This is a genomic window from Pseudofrankia inefficax (assembly GCF_000166135.1).
In the GTDB taxonomy this organism is placed as follows: domain Bacteria; phylum Actinomycetota; class Actinomycetes; order Frankiales; family Frankiaceae; genus Pseudofrankia; species Pseudofrankia inefficax.
Window position 1 is genome coordinate 8644291 of record NC_014666.1, and the last position, 15999, is coordinate 8660289.

General features: G+C 74.0%; 13 protein-coding genes. 5 read left to right on the forward strand and 8 right to left on the reverse strand.

Annotated features, from left to right (window positions below; genetic code table 11):
• Positions 1-440: 440 nt before the first annotated feature.
• Complete coding sequence (locus FRAEUI1C_RS35115) at positions 441-1013, forward strand: hypothetical protein (protein WP_232425232.1); 573 nt, start codon at positions 441-443, stop codon at positions 1011-1013.
• A gap of 21 nt (positions 1014-1034) precedes the next feature.
• On the opposite strand, the gene FRAEUI1C_RS35120 is transcribed toward FRAEUI1C_RS35115, so the two are convergent.
• The 3 genes from FRAEUI1C_RS35120 to FRAEUI1C_RS35130 all read right to left on the reverse strand — a co-directional run bounded on the left by FRAEUI1C_RS35120 (position 1035) and on the right by FRAEUI1C_RS35130 (position 4143).
• Entirely contained in the window at positions 1035-2435 is a 1401-nt protein-coding gene (locus FRAEUI1C_RS35120; RefSeq protein WP_013428154.1) for a sensor domain-containing phosphodiesterase, read from the reverse strand.
• 518 nt (positions 2436-2953) lie between these two features.
• Positions 2954-3160, reverse strand: coding sequence for a developmental transcriptional regulator BldC (bldC, locus tag FRAEUI1C_RS35125; protein ID WP_013428155.1), 207 nt, complete (start codon positions 3158-3160; stop codon positions 2954-2956).
• 152 nt (positions 3161-3312) lie between these two features.
• A complete protein-coding gene (locus FRAEUI1C_RS35130) occupies positions 3313-4143 on the reverse strand; it encodes a DUF8083 family protein (RefSeq protein ID WP_013428156.1) in 831 nt (276 codons plus the stop codon).
• A 211-nt stretch (positions 4144-4354) separates the two neighbouring features.
• Between FRAEUI1C_RS35130 and FRAEUI1C_RS35135 the strand changes: the two genes are divergently transcribed.
• Together FRAEUI1C_RS35135 and FRAEUI1C_RS35140 are read left to right on the forward strand one after the other, a co-directional pair.
• Positions 4355-5464: a Glu/Leu/Phe/Val family dehydrogenase gene (locus tag FRAEUI1C_RS35135; RefSeq protein ID WP_013428157.1), complete on the forward strand. Its 1110-nt coding sequence runs from the start codon at positions 4355-4357 to the stop codon at positions 5462-5464.
• A 216-nt stretch (positions 5465-5680) separates the two neighbouring features.
• The gene (locus tag FRAEUI1C_RS35140) at positions 5681-5893 is read left to right on the forward strand and encodes a DUF3073 domain-containing protein (protein WP_013428158.1); all 213 of its coding nucleotides are present in this window, start codon (positions 5681-5683) and stop codon (positions 5891-5893) included.
• Between the two features lie 223 nt (positions 5894-6116).
• Here FRAEUI1C_RS35140 and purM read toward each other — a convergent pair whose 3' ends face one another.
• The 3 genes from purM to FRAEUI1C_RS35155 all read right to left on the reverse strand — a co-directional run bounded on the left by purM (position 6117) and on the right by FRAEUI1C_RS35155 (position 10240).
• Positions 6117-7235, reverse strand: coding sequence for a phosphoribosylformylglycinamidine cyclo-ligase (purM, locus tag FRAEUI1C_RS35145; RefSeq protein WP_013428159.1), 1119 nt, complete (start codon positions 7233-7235; stop codon positions 6117-6119).
• The gene (gene purF / locus FRAEUI1C_RS35150; RefSeq protein WP_013428160.1) at positions 7232-9013 is read right to left on the reverse strand and encodes an amidophosphoribosyltransferase; all 1782 of its coding nucleotides are present in this window, start codon (positions 9011-9013) and stop codon (positions 7232-7234) included. Before purF ends, purM begins: the two co-directional genes overlap by 4 nt.
• 399 nt (positions 9014-9412) lie before the next feature.
• A complete protein-coding gene (locus FRAEUI1C_RS35155; RefSeq protein ID WP_013428161.1) occupies positions 9413-10240 on the reverse strand; it encodes a sterol carrier family protein in 828 nt (275 codons plus the stop codon).
• Between the two features lie 167 nt (positions 10241-10407).
• Here FRAEUI1C_RS35155 and FRAEUI1C_RS35160 point away from each other — a divergent pair, with 167 nt between their 5' ends.
• Positions 10408-14259, forward strand: coding sequence for a sacsin N-terminal ATP-binding-like domain-containing protein (locus FRAEUI1C_RS35160; protein ID WP_013428162.1), 3852 nt, complete (start codon positions 10408-10410; stop codon positions 14257-14259).
• Positions 14260-14275: 16 nt separating this feature from the next.
• Positions 14276-14641 (forward strand): DUF2530 domain-containing protein, encoded by a 366-nt coding sequence (locus FRAEUI1C_RS38825; protein ID WP_013428163.1) that lies wholly within the window; start codon positions 14276-14278, stop codon positions 14639-14641.
• Positions 14642-14662: 21 nt separating this feature from the next.
• Here the strand turns inward: FRAEUI1C_RS38825 and FRAEUI1C_RS35170 are convergent, their stop codons facing one another.
• Together FRAEUI1C_RS35170 and FRAEUI1C_RS37040 are read right to left on the reverse strand one after the other, a co-directional pair.
• A complete protein-coding gene (locus tag FRAEUI1C_RS35170; protein ID WP_013428164.1) occupies positions 14663-15235 on the reverse strand; it encodes a flavin reductase family protein in 573 nt (190 codons plus the stop codon).
• 119 nt (positions 15236-15354) lie between these two features.
• Entirely contained in the window at positions 15355-15945 is a 591-nt protein-coding gene (locus FRAEUI1C_RS37040) for a winged helix-turn-helix domain-containing protein (protein WP_013428165.1), read from the reverse strand.
• Between the last annotated feature and the right edge of the window lie 54 nt (positions 15946-15999).

The window sequence follows — 15999 nt, forward strand, 5'->3', positions numbered from 1 at the left end:
CACAATCCCGACGTCGCAAGGTTCCTCCCCACCCGGAGCGTGAACCGGCGGAGCGCACCGATCCACGTGTGGTCATCGGGGCAAAATGCTGCGCGGGCCGCAGCGTTCATCGCACGCCTCGAATGACCAGATTTTGCACAGACCGGCGCAGACCCGGTCGGCCCGCCCGGCCATCCTGCCGGCAGGTCCGCCCGTCACCAGGACTGTTGCGCCGCCGGTGTTGGCCAGATTCGGTAACGGCGTCCGAATCGTGGGTGATGGATGAGATAGAGCCCATGGGTGGACACCCGAAAGGGTAGCAATAGGGCCAATGGAGCGTCCTCCGCCACCTTCCGATCGGCCGCCTACATCGGGACGCAACGGGCTTCGAGGGACGGATTGGCCTGAATCTCTGCGGGGTCGGCCCGCAGCGTCGGGCGACCAGGCTGCACACTGTGGCGGTGCCGGGACTGCTGCCACCCCCCTCCGCCGGTTTCCCCGTCTACGGTCTGCGTCGCGGACTGCTGGAGCCGCGATGGCTCGAGCTGTGGGATACCTGGCGCCCGCGGTCGGAGCAGGTGTGGCGAGTCAGCCTCGGGCACGGCGACGCGGCGCATGCGGGACCGCGGGTCATCGTGACGACGGTGCCACGGCTGCCGGCGGTGCAGATCGGCGAGGTGGGCTACGGACCGACCGTCGCCGACGACGCGATCGGCTGGGCGCAGCAGAGCATGCTGCACGCCGTCGCTCCGCCGTTCCCGATGGACTCGGCAGATCGGCAGGAATGGTGGCGCTACCAGCTGGAGCTGGCCGGCTGGCTGTCCACGAACCTCGACGCCGAGGACTGGTCGACGATGTACATCCCGGTCGACGGTCAGCCCCTGCCGTTCCTGCTTCGCCAGCACGGCCCGGCCTGGGCGGCGTTCACGGAGGTCGAGACCGGATGGATCGCGATCGACGGTATTCACCGCAGCGCCGTCGGTCTCGCTCTGGAGACCGTCCCGGTGGCCGCCTACGTTCCGATGGCGGTCTGACCGACGTGTCCCACTTGCCGGCTACGGACCGTTATCGCTGGAGTTCGGCGGACTAGCGTCACTTTCGGGCCACCGGGCCGCCTGTCTGGGCCCTCGTCGCCCCGGCTTGGGCGCCGACGACAGCCGGTCCGGTGGCGCGATGTAGTTGCCCTGGCCGAGCCGCACCCGCGCCGCCCGCACGGTGGCCAGTTCCTCCGGGGTCTCGATGCCCTCGGCCAGCATGGTCGCCCCGATCTCGTCGGCGACCTGGATGAGCGCACGGGCGATCACCTGCCGGGCCGGGTCGCTGTCGATCCCGTGCGTGAGAAACCGGTCCATCTTGACGAGATCAGGACGCAGCACCAGGAACTGCGCGAGACCCGCGTAGCCCGAGCCGACATCGTCCGCGCCGATCCGCACACCGCGCGCCCGTACCTCCCCGATCACCCGGAGCGCCTCGGACTCGGCCTCAAGCTGGTTGTGTTCGGTGATTTCCAGAAGCAACCGGCTCGGCTCGACCTCCCCGATCAGGTCCACCAGCCCCGGGCGCACGCTGTTGGGCGAGACGTTGACCGAGAGAAATACCCCCGGGGGCAAACGCCCCAGCTCCGCCAGCGCGGCCCGTACGGCCGCGAACTCCAGCTCGACGCCCAGGCCCACCGCCGCCGCGCAGGCGAACCACCGTTCCGTCTCCGTCTGGGTCCCGTTTCCAGAACCGCAGGAGCCTCCAGACCCGGTGCGGTCCCCGCCGGCCTGGGCCGGCGAGGCGAACCCGGCCGGGCGCTCCCCGGGGCCGGCCCCGGCCAGCTCCGCATACGGTGGGAACCGGGCCAGCGCCTCGACACCGACGACCCTGCCACCGGGCCTCAGGTCGGCGATCGGCTGGTAGACCATGTCAGGGCCACCAGCGTCGATGACGGCATTGATCCGGTCCCAGTACGCCCGTCGCCGCTCCCACATCCGGGGCAGGTCCGAGACCGAGTCGGCGATCATCTCGGCGGCCAGCCGCAGGAAACGGACATCGCGTTCCTGCAGGTCAGGGCACGGATCGTGAGCCACCGCCGTGAGTACGCCGTAGAACGCGCCGTCGCGTTCGAACACCGTCGCCGAGACGTACGCACCGGATCGCAGTGCCTTGACCGCGGGCAGGCGCCGCACCGCGTCGTGACCGCGGACGTCCCGGACGAGCGCGGGAAGCTCGCCGCTGATGACCCGGGGATAGGCGGTGGCCGCGTGGTGCATGCGCGCGCCGACGCTGACGCCGAACGACTCGCCGTCACCGTCCAGGGCCTCGACGACCATGAGGTCGCCCTCGGCTCGGGCCAGCCAGACGACGTCCATCCCCAACCGGTGCCGGACGGCCTCCAGCAGGTCGGCGACGGCGCGGTCCTGCTCCGGAACGGGCAGCTCAGGCCCGAATGTCGCCTTCCGGTTCCTCGCCACGGCCTTCCCCCCACCGGTCTGCCGGCACGGGCGAAGCGCCCCCGGCCGAGTGCCTACCTGCAGCATTCCCCGCCCGATCCGGTTCGCTCACCTGCGCAGACAGGCCCCGGCAGCGAAGAGACAGGCCCGGACAGCACGAGGACGGACGGCGTATGCCGTCCGTCCTCGTGTTGGTGCCGGCGAACTGTTGGTGCGTCTGAACCGGGCGGCCCTGGGACGGGCCGACCGGTTCGTCGCCGCAGGGATCCCCGCCGAGCTACGCGACAGCGCAGTCTCGGCGGGCAAGCCCCTTTTCCCGATCCGGCAGATCGGTGGGACGGGCACGTGAAGGAACTGAGCCGGCACGCCAGAACGACCGATGACCAGGGCCCGGAGGCCACCAGCTCATCGGCGCTGGCAGGTTGGCGTGCCTGCCCAGAAACCCACCCCGTCGGTACGCGCCGCGCCGACCCCCGGCCGCCGTCCCCGTGAGCGGCCAGACAGTTGGGTTGGCGTGCAACCGACTTGGATCAATCCACCTAGAGGTCGCCCCCCATGCTGGGGACACCCTTCAACAGGGCACGGACCTCCGCCTCCCGGTAGCGCCGATGGCCACCGAGCGTGCGGATCGACGTCAGCTTCCCGGCCTTGGCCCACCGGGTGACGGTTTTCGGATCAACCCGAAACATCGTCGCCACCTCGGCCGGCGTCAGCAGGGGCTCGGCGTCCGGCGTTCTCGTCGTCATTGCGTTGGCCTCCCGTCACAGAGCGTCGCTCCGTCCCATACAGATCGTGCATCCTTCGGGGGCATTTCGGACATGGCACGTCGGGACCATCTGCTGACTAGTCACAGCTCGTCCGAAGCGGGTGGCGACTCTCTGTTAACTAACGCCGGAGCTCAGCTCGCGGATTCCCGTGCCTGCATGGGTCGCCAGCGGACGAGGACGCGCTCGTAGGCCTCCGTCGCCCGGTCTGTTCGCCCTTGGCGTAACGCTCTGACCGCCTCGGCGAGGTCCTCCACGGAGCTGTCCTGGCGCAGCACGTCGTCCTCGAGCAGGTCGACCAGCCCGTCGTAGTCCAGCTCGACCCTGCTGCGCGGGTGGAAGGAGTCCAACCAGCGGGCCAGGTCGGTCACGCCCTCCGCCGCGGCGCCGTCCGGCATCGAGGCGCGCATCGCGGCCAACGTGTCGGTCGCCTCGGCGACCCGCCGCCGGGCCAGGCCGATCTCGGTCCGGTAGACCATCGACCGCTCGGCCGTGTCGCCCGTGACGAGCATCCGCTCGGCCGGGTCGAACAGCAGGAACCACGGCGCAGGGACCGTCCAGGTCGACGTCTGGATGTGCACCTTCAGCTCGGGCCGCCGGGCCCGCCAGCGGTCCAGCTCGGTCTCGGCCGAGTCGATGACGCGCCGCGGCAGGAACACGTCCGCGATCCGCTCGGGCATCCCGACCCGGAAATCGACGGCCGCCTGCCAGACCCGCAGCTGGGTCGACCAGGGGCAGACGAACATCAGGCCGTCGACCATCTGCACGAACGCGGACTCGCCCGCGACGTCGAGCGACGGGCGCACGGTGGCGACGAGCGCGACCACCCGCTCCCGGCGGGTGCCGGCCCGGCGGGATGGCGGAGCCGTCGCCGCGAAGCGCTGCCAACGCAGCCGCTCGGCCGGTGAGAAAGCGGCCAACGGCTCGTAGACCCGCAGATACGCCGCCGGAGAGACGACAGGCACCCTTGGACCCCCTCCCCAGCCTGATCCGCCGAGCCGAGGCTATCTCGCCGAGGACCGGGCGGTGGGTTCGCGGCCGGGACAGCAGACGGCCGGGGGTCGATGGACGGCGTGGGGCGTGGACGAGAACGGCGGTTCAACGCGAGACCAAGCGCGACAGGGGCGCCTAGCGCCCGAGCGCGGCGGGCCGGGTACCCGCCGTAGGGTTCCAGGCATGACAACGGCGTCCGCCTATCCCGGCGAGCCGCGGGTCCCGTCGTCGGTGTTCGACGCCGGCGCCGAGCACGAGCAGGTCGTCTTCTGCTCCGACCCCGCGTCCGGCCTTCGCGCGATCATCGCCATCTTCTCCACCGCACTGGGCCCGGCTCTGGGCGGCACGCGGTTCCATCCCTACCCGGACGAGTCCGCGGCGCTCGCCGACGCGCTGGCGCTCTCCCGGGCGATGGCCTACAAGGCCGCCTGCGCCGGCCTGGATCTCGGCGGCGGCAAGGCCGTCATCATCGGCGACCCGACGAAGGACTCCTCCGAGGCGCTGCTGCGGGCCTACGGCCGGTTCGTGGCCTCCCTGCATGGGCGCTACATCACGGCCTGCGACGTCGGCACCTACGTCGAGGACATGGACATCGTGGCCCGGGAGGCGCGCTGGGTGGTCGGCCGCTCGCCGGCCCACGGCGGGTCGGGCGACTCCGGCGTCCTGACCGCGTACGGCGTGTTCGAGGGGATGCGGGCCAGCGCCGCCCGGGTCTGGGGCAGCCCGACCCTGGCGGGGCGCACCGTGGCCGTCAGCGGCGTCGGCAAGGTGGGCGCCCGGCTCGTCGGGCACCTGATCGAGGACGGCGCGTCGGTGCTGGCGACGGACGTCAACCCCGCCGCGCTGGCCCGGCTGCGCACCCTCCACCCGCAGGTCGAGATCGTCGACGACCCGGACGAGCTGGTCGGCGCGGCCGCGGACGTCTACTCGCCGTGCGCGCTCGGCGGCGCGCTCACGGAGGACACCGTCGGCAGGCTGCGGGCGAAGGTGGTGTGTGGCGGAGCCAACAACCAGCTCGCCCATGCCGGCGTCGACAAGCTGCTCGCCGAGGCGGGAATCCTGTACGCGCCGGACTTCGTCGTCAACGCCGGCGGGCTGATCCAGGTCGCCGACGAGATCGAGGGCTACCGGGAGGATCGGGCCAAGGCGTCCGCCGCACGGATCTTCCGGACGACTCGGAGCGTCTTCGAACTGGCCGAGGCCGAGGGGCAGACGCCTGGTGCCGCCGCGGTGACGCTCGCGGAACGCCGCATGACCGGAATCGGCCGCCTTCGCCGCATCCTGTTGCCCTAGGACCGCTCTTCGGCCCGTTGCGCGCACCGATCTCCTTCGCTTCCGGCGGGGCAACGGGAGGGCGCGAAGTACCCGAAGGCGGACGCTCTGCGGCCCGCCGCCGGCAACTGCGGGGTTGGCGTGCCGACCGGCCCGCGATCCCTGTAGTCTCGGTAAGCACGAGACAGTTAGAGCACCGGGGCGGGTCCCCGTCGTCACGTTCGAGGGGGTCGAGCCATGGGGCGCGGCCGAGCGAAGGCCAAGCAGACGAAAGTCGCCCGCGAGCTCAAGTACAACTCGCCCAATATGGATCTCGACCGGTTGAAGGCGGATCTGGGCGTTAACGGGACGACCACTCGGAGCAGTACGGCCGAGGGTGATGATCCCAACGCGGACGATGAATACGACGACGACGAGTACAGCGCGTATCTCGCCGACGACGATGATTAGCCCGGCCCATCCGGCTCGCTGACTTCCAGTCAGCTCGCCTGAGTCCGCGCCAACGCTCCCGAGGCTCAGCCCGGGAGCTTGGCGGGCCAGGGCCGAACCAGGTCCGGCAGTCGCCGGTAGCACACCGCCGGATCGCGTGCCGTGACATGCCTTGGGCCGGTCATCCCCACACCGAACGGCTGCCCGGCCGGCGGCGCCGGGCAGGCCATCCGGTCATGGTCAGTCAGGGATGGGTGCCGGTCAGGCGGGCCGTCAGGCCGTTCTCGGCGCCGGCCGCGGAGACGTGGCCGGCGAGCCAGGCCGGGACGTCACGGTCGGCCAGCACGGCCAGCGTCCCGTCGACCGCCGTGGGAGCCACGACGGCGATCATTCCGATGCCCTGGTTGAACGTCTGCTCCATCTCCGCGAGCGGAATGTCGCCACGTTCGGCCAGCAGGGTGAAGATCGACGGCGGGGTCCAGGTGGACCGGTCGAGCGTCGCCAGCAGCCCGGTGGGGATCACCCGGGCCAGGTTCGCGGCCAGCCCACCGCCGGTGATGTGCGCGAACGCCCGCACCTCGGCCGCCGCGGCGAGCGCCAGGCAGTCCTTCGCGTAGATCCGGGTCGGGGTCAGCAGCGCCTCGCCCAGCGTCGTGCCGAGCGTCGGCTCGACCGCCCGCAGCGCGGCCTGGCCAGCGGTGCCGATACCACCGGGGGCCGCCGGGTCGACGGCCCCGAACAGCACATGACGCACCAGCGAGAAGCCGTTCGAATGCACCCCGGACGACGCCATCGCGATCAGCGCGTCGCCCGCACGGACCCGCTCCGGGCCCAGCACGTCGTCGGCCTCCACGACACCGATGCCGGTCGCGGCCAGGTCGTAGTCGTCCGCGCCCATCAGGCCCGGATGCTCGGCGGTCTCGCCGCCGACGAGGGCGCAGCCGGCCTGCTCGCAGCCGGTCGCGATCCCGGCGACGATCGACGCGACCCGGCTCGGGTCGAGCGAGCCGCAGGCGATGTAGTCCAGCAGGAACAGCGGCTCGGCGCCGCAGACGACCAGATCGTCGACGACCATCGCGACCAGGTCGATGCCGACCGTGTCGTGGACGTCCAGTGCCCGGGCCAGGGCGAGCTTCGTGCCGACGCCGTCGGTCGACGAGGCCAGCAACGGCTTGCGGTAACGGCTGGTGTCCAGGGCGAACAGGCCGGCGAAGCCACCCAGGGACCCCACCACCTCCGGCCGGGTCGCTCGGGCGACGTGCCCGCGCATCGCCTCGACGGCGCGTTCGCCGGCCGCCACGTCCACGCCCGCGGCGCGGTACGACGCACCGGTCGACGCGCGATCGCCGTCCGTGCCGGTCATGAGCGCCTGCTTCCCGCCGGGGCCGCGTCCGCGGCCGGGCCGTCGATCACGGCCATGTCCTCGAGCGTGTCGAGACCCGCGAGGCCGGCCAGTTCGTCCAGCGCGTCGGGCGACGGGTCGGCGCCGTTCATCCCGATCACGACCCGGCGGCGGAACGCCTCCGCGAGCGCGGCCCCGGTCGCGGCACCGCTGCCCATCGCCTCCAGCTGGTGCTTGCCGCCCAGCCGGTCGGAATCCGTGAGCGGCACCGGGTAGACGCCGTCGAAGCAGGCCCGGCACAGCTCGTTCGCCGGCTGCCTGGACGCCTCGACCAGGCCGTCGAGCGACACGTAGGCCAGCGAGTCGGCGCCGAGCGACGCGCGGATCTCCTCGACCCCGAGGCCGCTGGCGATCAGCTCGGCCCTGGTCGCGAAGTCGATGCCGTAGAAGCAGGGCCAACGCACCGGCGGCGACGAGATCCGCACGTGGACCTCGGCGGCGCCGGCCTCGCGCAGCATCCGCACCAGCGCCCGCTGGGTGTTGCCCCGCACGATCGAGTCGTCGACGACGACCAGCCGGCGGCCCTCGATCACCTCGCGCAACGGGTTGAGCTTCAGCCGGATGCCCCGTTGGCGGATCTTCTGCGACGGCTGGATGAACGTCCGGCCGACGTAGGAGTTCTTCACCAGCCCCTCACCGAACGGGATGCCGGAGGCCTCGGCGTAGCCGACGGCGGCCGGCACGCCCGACTGCGGGACCGGGATCACCAGGTCCGCCTCGACCGGCGCCTCGCGGGCCAGCGTCCGGCCGGTCTCGACCCGGGTGGCGTGCACCGACCGGCCGGCGATCGTCGTGTCCGGGCGGGCCAGGTAGACGAACTCGAACAGGCAGCCGTGCCGGTCGGCCGGGGCGAAGCGCAACGACCGCGGCCCCGCCTCGTCGATGACCAGCAGCTCGCCGGGCTCGACCTCACGGACGAACGTCGCGCCGACGATGTCCAGCGCGCAGGTCTCGCTGGCGACCACCCAGGAGCCGGACGGATGCTCCGTGCCGCCCTCGGTCCGGCCGTCGAGGCGCCCGAGGACCAGCGGATGGATGCCGTGGGTGTCGCGGGCCGCGTAGACGGTCGCGGCGTCGGAGAAGACCAGCGAGAACGCGCCCCGCAGCCGGGGCAGCACGTCCAGCGCGGCCTCGACCAGGGTCGGGCCGGGGTGCTCGGCCAGCAGCGCGGTGATCAGGTCGGAGTCGGTGGTGGCGTTCATCCCGGCGTCCCGGCTCTCGCCGAGGCCCTCGGCCAGCTCCAGGATGTTGGTCAGGTTGCCGTTGTGGGCCAGGGCCACGCCGCCGCCCAGCCGGGCGGTCCGGTACGAGGGCTGGGCGTTCTCCCAGGTCGAGGAACCGGTCGTCGAGTAGCGCGTGTGCCCGACGGCAAGGTGGCCGGACAGGCTGGAGAGGGTCCGCTCGTCGAACACCTGGGCGACCAGCCCCAGCTCCTTGAAGACCACGATCGTGCGGCCGTCGGCGACCGCCATGCCGGCGGCCTCCTGGCCGCGGTGCTGGAGCGCGTACAGGCCGTAGTAGGTGAGGTTCGCGATGTCCTCGCCCGGCGCCCAGATGCCGAAGACCCCGCAGGCGTCCTGGGGCCCCGCCTCGTCGCGCAGCTCACGCTCCCAGGCCCGGTCATCCGTGCCGACGGTGTCCCGGCCGCCCGTGCCGCCGGTGGTACAGCCAGGTTCGGTGGGCGGCGTCGGGCTACCGGAGCCTCCCGCGTCTGGGGTAGCAGCCGTCCCCTTGGTCACTGGCACCAGTCTCCTCGCCGTCAGGCCGTTTGAGGGGTGCCGGGGATCTGTCCCCCGGGCAGGCAACACGGGACGTGGACGGTCTTGTACGCGAAGGTGGACGCACCGTCGACAGCCACCGGCTTTCACGCTAACAGGGGCCGGGTGAGCGAGCATTTCCCTTCGGACATACCCGTGACCAGTGCCACGGCGATCGGCCGGAACGGGCGCGGAGCGCCGCCGCCCGCTCCGCCTGGTCCGGGCGCTGAGCGCCCTCCCCGAGGTGGTACGAAGCCGGCGAAAAGGTCCGGCGAACGGCGTTGGTCAAGGGCCGGCATGTCGGCTGGTTTTGCCGGTGAGGTCGGAACTATGCAACCGATCTGGCAATGACCTTGGAAACTCGCCCTGGCCTGAAGGTGGCTACAGCAGCGGGAGCCACGGGCGCAGGTCGGCGCGATCGCCACTGGCGGTGATCCGGCCGTCGGCCAGGGCGGTGGCCCAGTCGAGCCGGCCGGCCGCCACCTCCACGAACGCGACCGGATCGGCCTCGACCACGTTCGGCGGGGTCCCGCGGGTGTGCCGGGGGCCCTCGACCACCTGGACCGCGGCGAACGGCGGCACCCGGACCTCCACCGACCGGCCGGGCGCCCGCGCCGCCAGCAGGTCGACGAGCGCCCGGGTGACGATCCGCACCGCGTCCCGGGCCGGGGTGAACCCGAGATCCAGCCCGTGCACGACCCCCTCGACACACCGGGTCACGACGAAGTCCCCGAGCCGGATCGGCCCGCCCGGCGAGTCGATCACCCTGTCCCAGCCCGCGGGCGTCCCGGCGCCGAGGGCGGCGGTGAGAGCCTCGGCCGACGCGGCCACCGCGGTCCGGAGCCGGGCCCGCAGCTCGCCCGCGCCCAGACCCGCGGCGTCGGACCGGGCCGTGTCCGCGACCGCCTCCGCCCGCGCGCCGACCCCGCCCAGGTACTCGACGACGTCCGCTCCGCTGGCGGCCGCTCCATTCGCGATACCGCCAGCGGTACCGGCAGGATCGGCCGAGAGTGCCACGGCCAGCGCTCCGCCGGAACGGGCGCAGTGCGCGACCAGGTCACCGACGGTCCAGCCCGGCAGCGGGCTGGCCGTGTCGAAGGCGGCGTCCGGCAGGGCGTCGACCCCGGCACTGACGAGCCGCCACTGCTCACCGAACGCCTCGGCGAGCCGCGCGTCGTCCGGCCGTCTGGTCCTGGCTTGTCGTGCCATCGGCCCATACTGCCGTGATCCTGCCGATCGCCGCATCCGGCGCGCGGGTCCCGGCGGCCGGGTGGTGGCCGCCCGAGTGCCGCACCCAGTGGCCGCGGGGCGGGACGACTCGGTCCCAGATGGACGGCCACCCGCCAACCGGGCGCGCGGGTCGCGAAGATAGAGCGGTGGAAGCGACGCATCTCGACGCGATCGACGGCGCGGGGCCGGCAGGCCCCGACCTCCCCGCCGGCCAAGCAGACCCGCTCGACCCGTTCGGCACGGCGGCGATCCGATCCCGGGTGCTCGACGCGTGGGCCGCGTCGCCGGCCCGGTTCCGGGAGGACGCCAACGCCGAGGAGGACGCGGCCCTGGGCGCCTACCGCGACCGGCTCGTCGCCGAACTGCTGCAGAACGGGGTCGACGCGGCCGCCGCGGCCGGCGTACCCGGCCGGGTCCTGATCCGGCTGGCCGGGGACCTGCTGGAGGTCGCGAACACCGGGGCGCCGCTGACCGCCGAGGGCGTCGAGGCGCTCAGCACGCTACGCGCGTCGGCGAAACGGGACGTGGCCGCCGTCGGCCGGTTCGGCGCCGGCTTCGCGGCCGTGCTGGCCGTCAGCGACGACCCGTCCGTCGTCTCGCGCGACCCCAGGAACCCGGAGACCGCACGCGGGGTCCGCTGGTCGAAGGACTGGACCGCAGCCGCGGTGCACGAGATCGGCGCCGCCGGGCTGCGCGCCGAGCTGGGCCGTAGGGAAGGAGCCGCGCCGGTGCTGCGGCTGCCGTTCGCCGCGTCGGCGCCGCCCCGGCCGCCCGTCGGGTACGACACGGTCGTGCGCCTGCCGCTGCGCGACGCCGACGCCGTCGCGACGGCGCACGACCTGCTCGCCGCCTTCGACCCGACCCTGTTGCTCGTGCTGCCGGGCCTGAGCGAGGTCGTGCTGGACATCGACGGCCAGCTGAGCAGGCACAGCTGCGACTGGGAGTACGTCGGTGCCGGCGAGCCAGGAGCCGAGCTGGCGGCCGCCACCGCCGAGGCCCGGGGCGTCGAGCCGGGCGGTTCCCCCTTCGCGCCGGCGTCTGGCGCCGACGTGGCCTCGGGACCCGTGGAGACGCCGTTGGACGCGCGGCTGGAGATCGCGCTGCTGAACGGGGAGCGCTGGCGCGGCTGCGTGCGGCGCGGCACGATCCCGGGCGCGCTGCTCGCCGACCGTCCGGTCGAGGAGCGGACCAGGACCGGCTACGTGGCTCGGGTGATGGTGCGCGACGGCGGCTGGCCGACCGGCGTACCGAAGGTGGTCCGGGCACCACAGCCGACCGACGAGGCGCTGTCGCTGCCGGTGCTGGCCAGCGTCGAACTGCCGTTGGAGCCGTCCCGCCGGCACACCGTCGCCGGTCCGCTGCGCGACTGGCTCACCGACCGGCTCGCCGAGGCGGTCGCCGCGCTCGCCATCCACCTCGGCACCGCCGGTTCCACCGACGACCCGGCGGGTTTCGCCGGCCCCGATGGCGATGGCGCCGACGGCGCGGATGACGACCTGTTCGCCGCCTTTGCCGCGACGTCGGGCGCGACGCGGGCGGAGGCCATCGCGGTACCCGGGGCGGATCCGCTGGTACCGCCGGACCCGCTGGCCGCGCTCGAGCTGGTTCCGGCCGGGCTGCCCGCCGGCGCCGTCGACGGCCGGCTGCGGGACGCCGTCGCAGCGATGCTGCCCGAGGCCGCGATGCTGCCGGGCGGCCGGCTCGGTCGCGAATGTGTCGTCTGCGACCTCGGCCCGGCCACCGACGCCGTGACCGCCCTGCTCGCCGGCCCGCACCCGCTCGTCCGCGTCGACGCGGACCATCACACCGACCACGGGGTCGCCTCCAGCCCCGATCTGGTCGACGCCGAGTTCGACAGCGGCTTCGGGGTCGCCGTCGAGCTGGGCGGGAAGACCGACGACCCGGCGGCGGCCGTCGCCGGCCTGCTGCCCGCGCGGTACGCCGCCCGGCACTGGCGGCGGGCACTGGACGCCCTCGGCGTGCGCCGGCTGGACAGCGCGGGCCTGGTGGAGGTGCTGGCCGGGCTGCGCCGGCCTCCGGCCTGGTGGTCGGCGTTGTACTCGGCTCTGATCACCGCGCCGGACCGGGACGCCCTTGGCGCGCTGCCGGTCCCGATCGCGACGGTGGCCGACGAGGACACCCGGACGTTCCGCGGCTCCGGCGGCGCGGCCAGCCAGAACCCGCCAGCCGACGGCGGCGCGGCGATCGGGGCGTCTCTGCGGGTGCGGATGGTCACCGGGCCGCGCGGGGTGCTGCTGCCCACCGACGGGCTGGATGTGGTCGCGTTGGCGGCCTCCGGGTTGCCACTGCGGGTGGTGCACCCGGAGGCCTGTCTCGGCGGCGCCCGCGACGCCCTGCGCACGCTCGGCGCCGTCGAGGGCACCCCGGCGGGCGTGCTGCGCGACCCGGCGGTGCACGAGGCCGTCGTCGACGCCGACCCCGACGACGATCCGGAGGAGCTGCGGGCGCTCGCCGCCGCGGTGCTCGCGCTGGTCCGCGACGCCGGGCTCACCACCGAGCAGCTGGCGGGCGGGTTGGACTGGCTGGGCGAGCTGCTGCTGCCGGACGTCGAGGGCGAGTTCGTCCCGGCCTCCGAGCTGCTCATCGCCGACGGCCCGCTGGACCGGCTGGTCGCCGCCGACGCCCCGTTCGCCGTCCTCGCGCCCGAGCTCACCGACGCCTGGTCGCCGGAGGTCCTGGAGGCCGTCGGGGTGCTGCGGACGTTCGGCGTGCTCTACGCGAACGACGTGACCCTCGACCCGGACGAGCCGGTCCTGCTCGACCTGGACGACAGCGACACCTGGGTCGAGGAGGCGGCCGAGTCCCCGGCCCTGGCCACCGCCCGGGCCGCCGCGGCGCGGGCCGGCTCGGGCCGGGGCTCCTACGGCGACTTCGCCGGGAGCGCCCCGATCGTGCTCGGGAGCTTCGCCGCCGTGCGCGACCTGGAGCTGGTCGACTCGGCCGCCTGGCCGCGGGCGCTCGCCGAGCTGGCCCGGCCGCCGCTGCGGGACGTCGTCCTCGGGGACGAGCCGTCCTACACCCGCTGGTGGCTGTCCCGCCATGCCCTGCTGCCGGTCGCGAGCCGGGCCGTCACCGGCTCGGGCGCCTCGGACGATGGCGTCGAGGCCGGCTTCGACGAGGATCTCGACGAGCTGGGGCCGCGGGCCGCCAGGGTGGTCCGGCTGCCCCCGCCGGAGCTGCGGCTGCCGGAGGCGGACCCGCTGCTCGACGGCCTGTTCGCCCCCGCGGCCCCGCTGCCGGGCGTCGACCCGGAGCTGCTGCGCGCGCTCGGCTGCCGGTTCACGCTGGACGACGTCCTCGGCGACCTGGCCGGCGTGCTCGACCTGCTCGACCGGCTCGGCGACGCCGACCGGGACATCCCCTGGCCCAGCGCCCGGGCCCTCTACGTGGCCGCGGTGACCGCCGCGACGCTGCTCGCGACCGGCCCGGACGGCCGGCCCGGCGGCGGCCTCGCCGACGGCAGGCTGGACCCGCCGCTGACCGTCCGCACCCCGCTCGGCGTCGTCCCCACCGGCGACGCGGTGATCCTGGACGCGCCCGACCTGCTCACGCTGGTCGGGGACGCGGCGCCGCTGCGGCTCCCGCTGGACCGCGCGGCCGAGGTCGGCCACGTCCTGGGCGTACCGCTGGCCACCGCGCTGGCCGACTGCCCGATCCTCGCCGACCCCGAGGATGCCGCGATCGGTCAGCACGCTCCGGACGGGACGCCGTACGTCCAGCACACCCGGCTCACGGTCGCGGACCTTTCCGGCCGGCCGACCCGGACCGGTTGGCGGGTCGTCGGCGGTATCGGCGGCGAGATCCACGTCGACGCCTCCGCCGGCACCGACGCGCTGGCCCGGGCGCTGGCCTGGCACGCCGGCACCTGGCACCGCCGCCACGCCCTGGCGGCCGCGCTGCGCGACCCGGGCGGCACCGCCTTCCGCGACGCCGAGGACGACCTCGACGACTCCGGCGTCCCCCTGTGGGGAAGCTGAGCGTAACGTCGCCGGGGTGGAGGCGAAGACGCCGTTGGACCAGGACACGGGCACGGCGGGACGGCCGCCGTCCGGCCGAACGCCGACCGCGCTCGAGGCCGCCGAGGCCGGTACGGACGGGGTCGCCGACGGTGGCGGGCCGGGCGGCGGCGGGTTGGCGCCGCTGCCCTACGACGGCGTCGGCTCGGTCGCCGTGGGCACCGTCGTGTGGCTGATCGCGTTGATCGTCATGATCGCGATGGCCGGCACGCTGCGTCACGACGGCCACCTGTGGTGGCTGGCGACGGCCGCGTGCGGCTTCGGCCTCGGCCTGGTCGGCCTGTTCATCGTCATCCGCCGCCGCAACCGGATCCGGCGCGGCGAGCGATCCAGCGCGAACTGAGCGGACCGGCCGGACCCGGGCTCAGCCCTCCGGCTCCTGAGCCAGTCCGTCGGGCGCGGGCACGTCGGTCAGCGTGGCGTAGCGGCCGTCGTGGTAGACGAGCGGCTCGTCGGCCCGGTCCACCTGGCAGCCGATCACCTCGGCGACGACCAGGTAGCTCTCCCCGGCCGAGATCCGGTGTTCGATCCTGGCCCGCAGCCAGACGGCGACGTCCGACAGCAGCGGCTCCCCCGTCGGCAGCGTCTCCCACCGGGTCGGCGCGGCGAACCGGTCGATACCGCGGGTGGCGAACCGCCGGGCGATCTCCTCGTGCCCGGACGACAGCAGGTGGATGATCAGGGTCTCGGCCTCGAGCACCGCGGGCGCGCTGGACGACGTCACCGCCAGCGAGAGCGACAGCAGCGGTGGGGCGGCCGACAGCGACGCGACCGAGGTGGCGGTGAACCCGACCGGGCCGGCCGCGCCGACGCACGTGACCACCGTGACCCCGGCGGCGTGCCTGCGGAACGCCTGCCGAAGAGCGTCCGCCTCGATCGCCGGGCCCGCGGCGGCTGCCCGCCGCGTGTCCCTGGCAACCTCCGGCACGCTGGTCATGACCACCCTTCGAGTCAGAAAACGACTAGCCGAATGTCCTAGTCGAAGTCTCACACGGCTTGCCCGGCCGGTCCCCCGGGACGCGACGTGACGAAGGCAGCGTTACCGGGACGGGCCGCTCAGGCGACGGTGTCGACGGCGGCCGGCCGGTAGCGGTACCCGACGCGGCGCACGGTCTCGATCCTGGACCGGTTGTCCGGGCCGAGCTTGCGGCGCAGCCGGGTGACCAGCACGTCGACGGTCCGGCCGGCCTGGCCGGGGTCGTCGTCGACCCGGTGTCCCCAGACGTGGCGCAGCAGGGCGGCCCGTGAGTACACCCGGCCAGGGTGGCGGACCAGGAAGTCCAGCACCTCGAACTCCAGATAGGTCAGGTTCAGCAGCTCGCCGTCGAGCCACGCGGCCCAGGCCGACCGGTCGACGGCCAGGCCCGCGCGGCTGCTCGTGATAGGCGCCGCGTAGGCACTGGTCGCCGTGGCGCCACCGGGCGCACCGGCGACGAGCGGTGCACGGTTGAACTGGCGGAGGTCGAACCGCTCGCCCGGGCGGGCGACGCCGACCGGCCGGCTCAGCGGGCCGCGGGCCGGCTGCGCCACCTGGGTCGCCGGGCTGGCCGGCCCAGACAGGCGGCGGACGGGGGCGACGGGCGCGAGCGAGCGCGTTGCGGCCAGCTGCTCCGAGGCGGCGCGGACCGTGGCGGGCTGGGGCGACATGGCGTTCTCCTTGGGCGTGGCGGCTGAGCGAGAGAGGCTTCGGGTGGTGGCGCG

Bases quoted from the DNA above. Each gene is read 5' to 3' on its own strand.
- bldC (WP_013428155.1), bottom strand. From the start codon at position 3,160: ATGACGACGAGAACGCCGGACGCCGAGCCCCTGCTGACGCCGGCCGAG.
- FRAEUI1C_RS35135 (WP_013428157.1), top strand. From the start codon at position 4,355: ATGACAACGGCGTCCGCCTATCCCGGCGAGCCGCGGGTCCCGTCGTCG.
- FRAEUI1C_RS35140 (WP_013428158.1), top strand. From the start codon at position 5,681: ATGGGGCGCGGCCGAGCGAAGGCCAAGCAGACGAAAGTCGCCCGCGAG.
- purM (WP_013428159.1), bottom strand. From the start codon at position 7,235: ATGACCGGCACGGACGGCGATCGCGCGTCGACCGGTGCGTCGTACCGC.
- FRAEUI1C_RS35155 (WP_013428161.1), bottom strand. From the start codon at position 10,240: ATGGCACGACAAGCCAGGACCAGACGGCCGGACGACGCGCGGCTCGCC.
- FRAEUI1C_RS35170 (WP_013428164.1), bottom strand. From the start codon at position 15,235: ATGACCAGCGTGCCGGAGGTTGCCAGGGACACGCGGCGGGCAGCCGCC.
- FRAEUI1C_RS37040 (WP_013428165.1), bottom strand. From the start codon at position 15,945: ATGTCGCCCCAGCCCGCCACGGTCCGCGCCGCCTCGGAGCAGCTGGCC.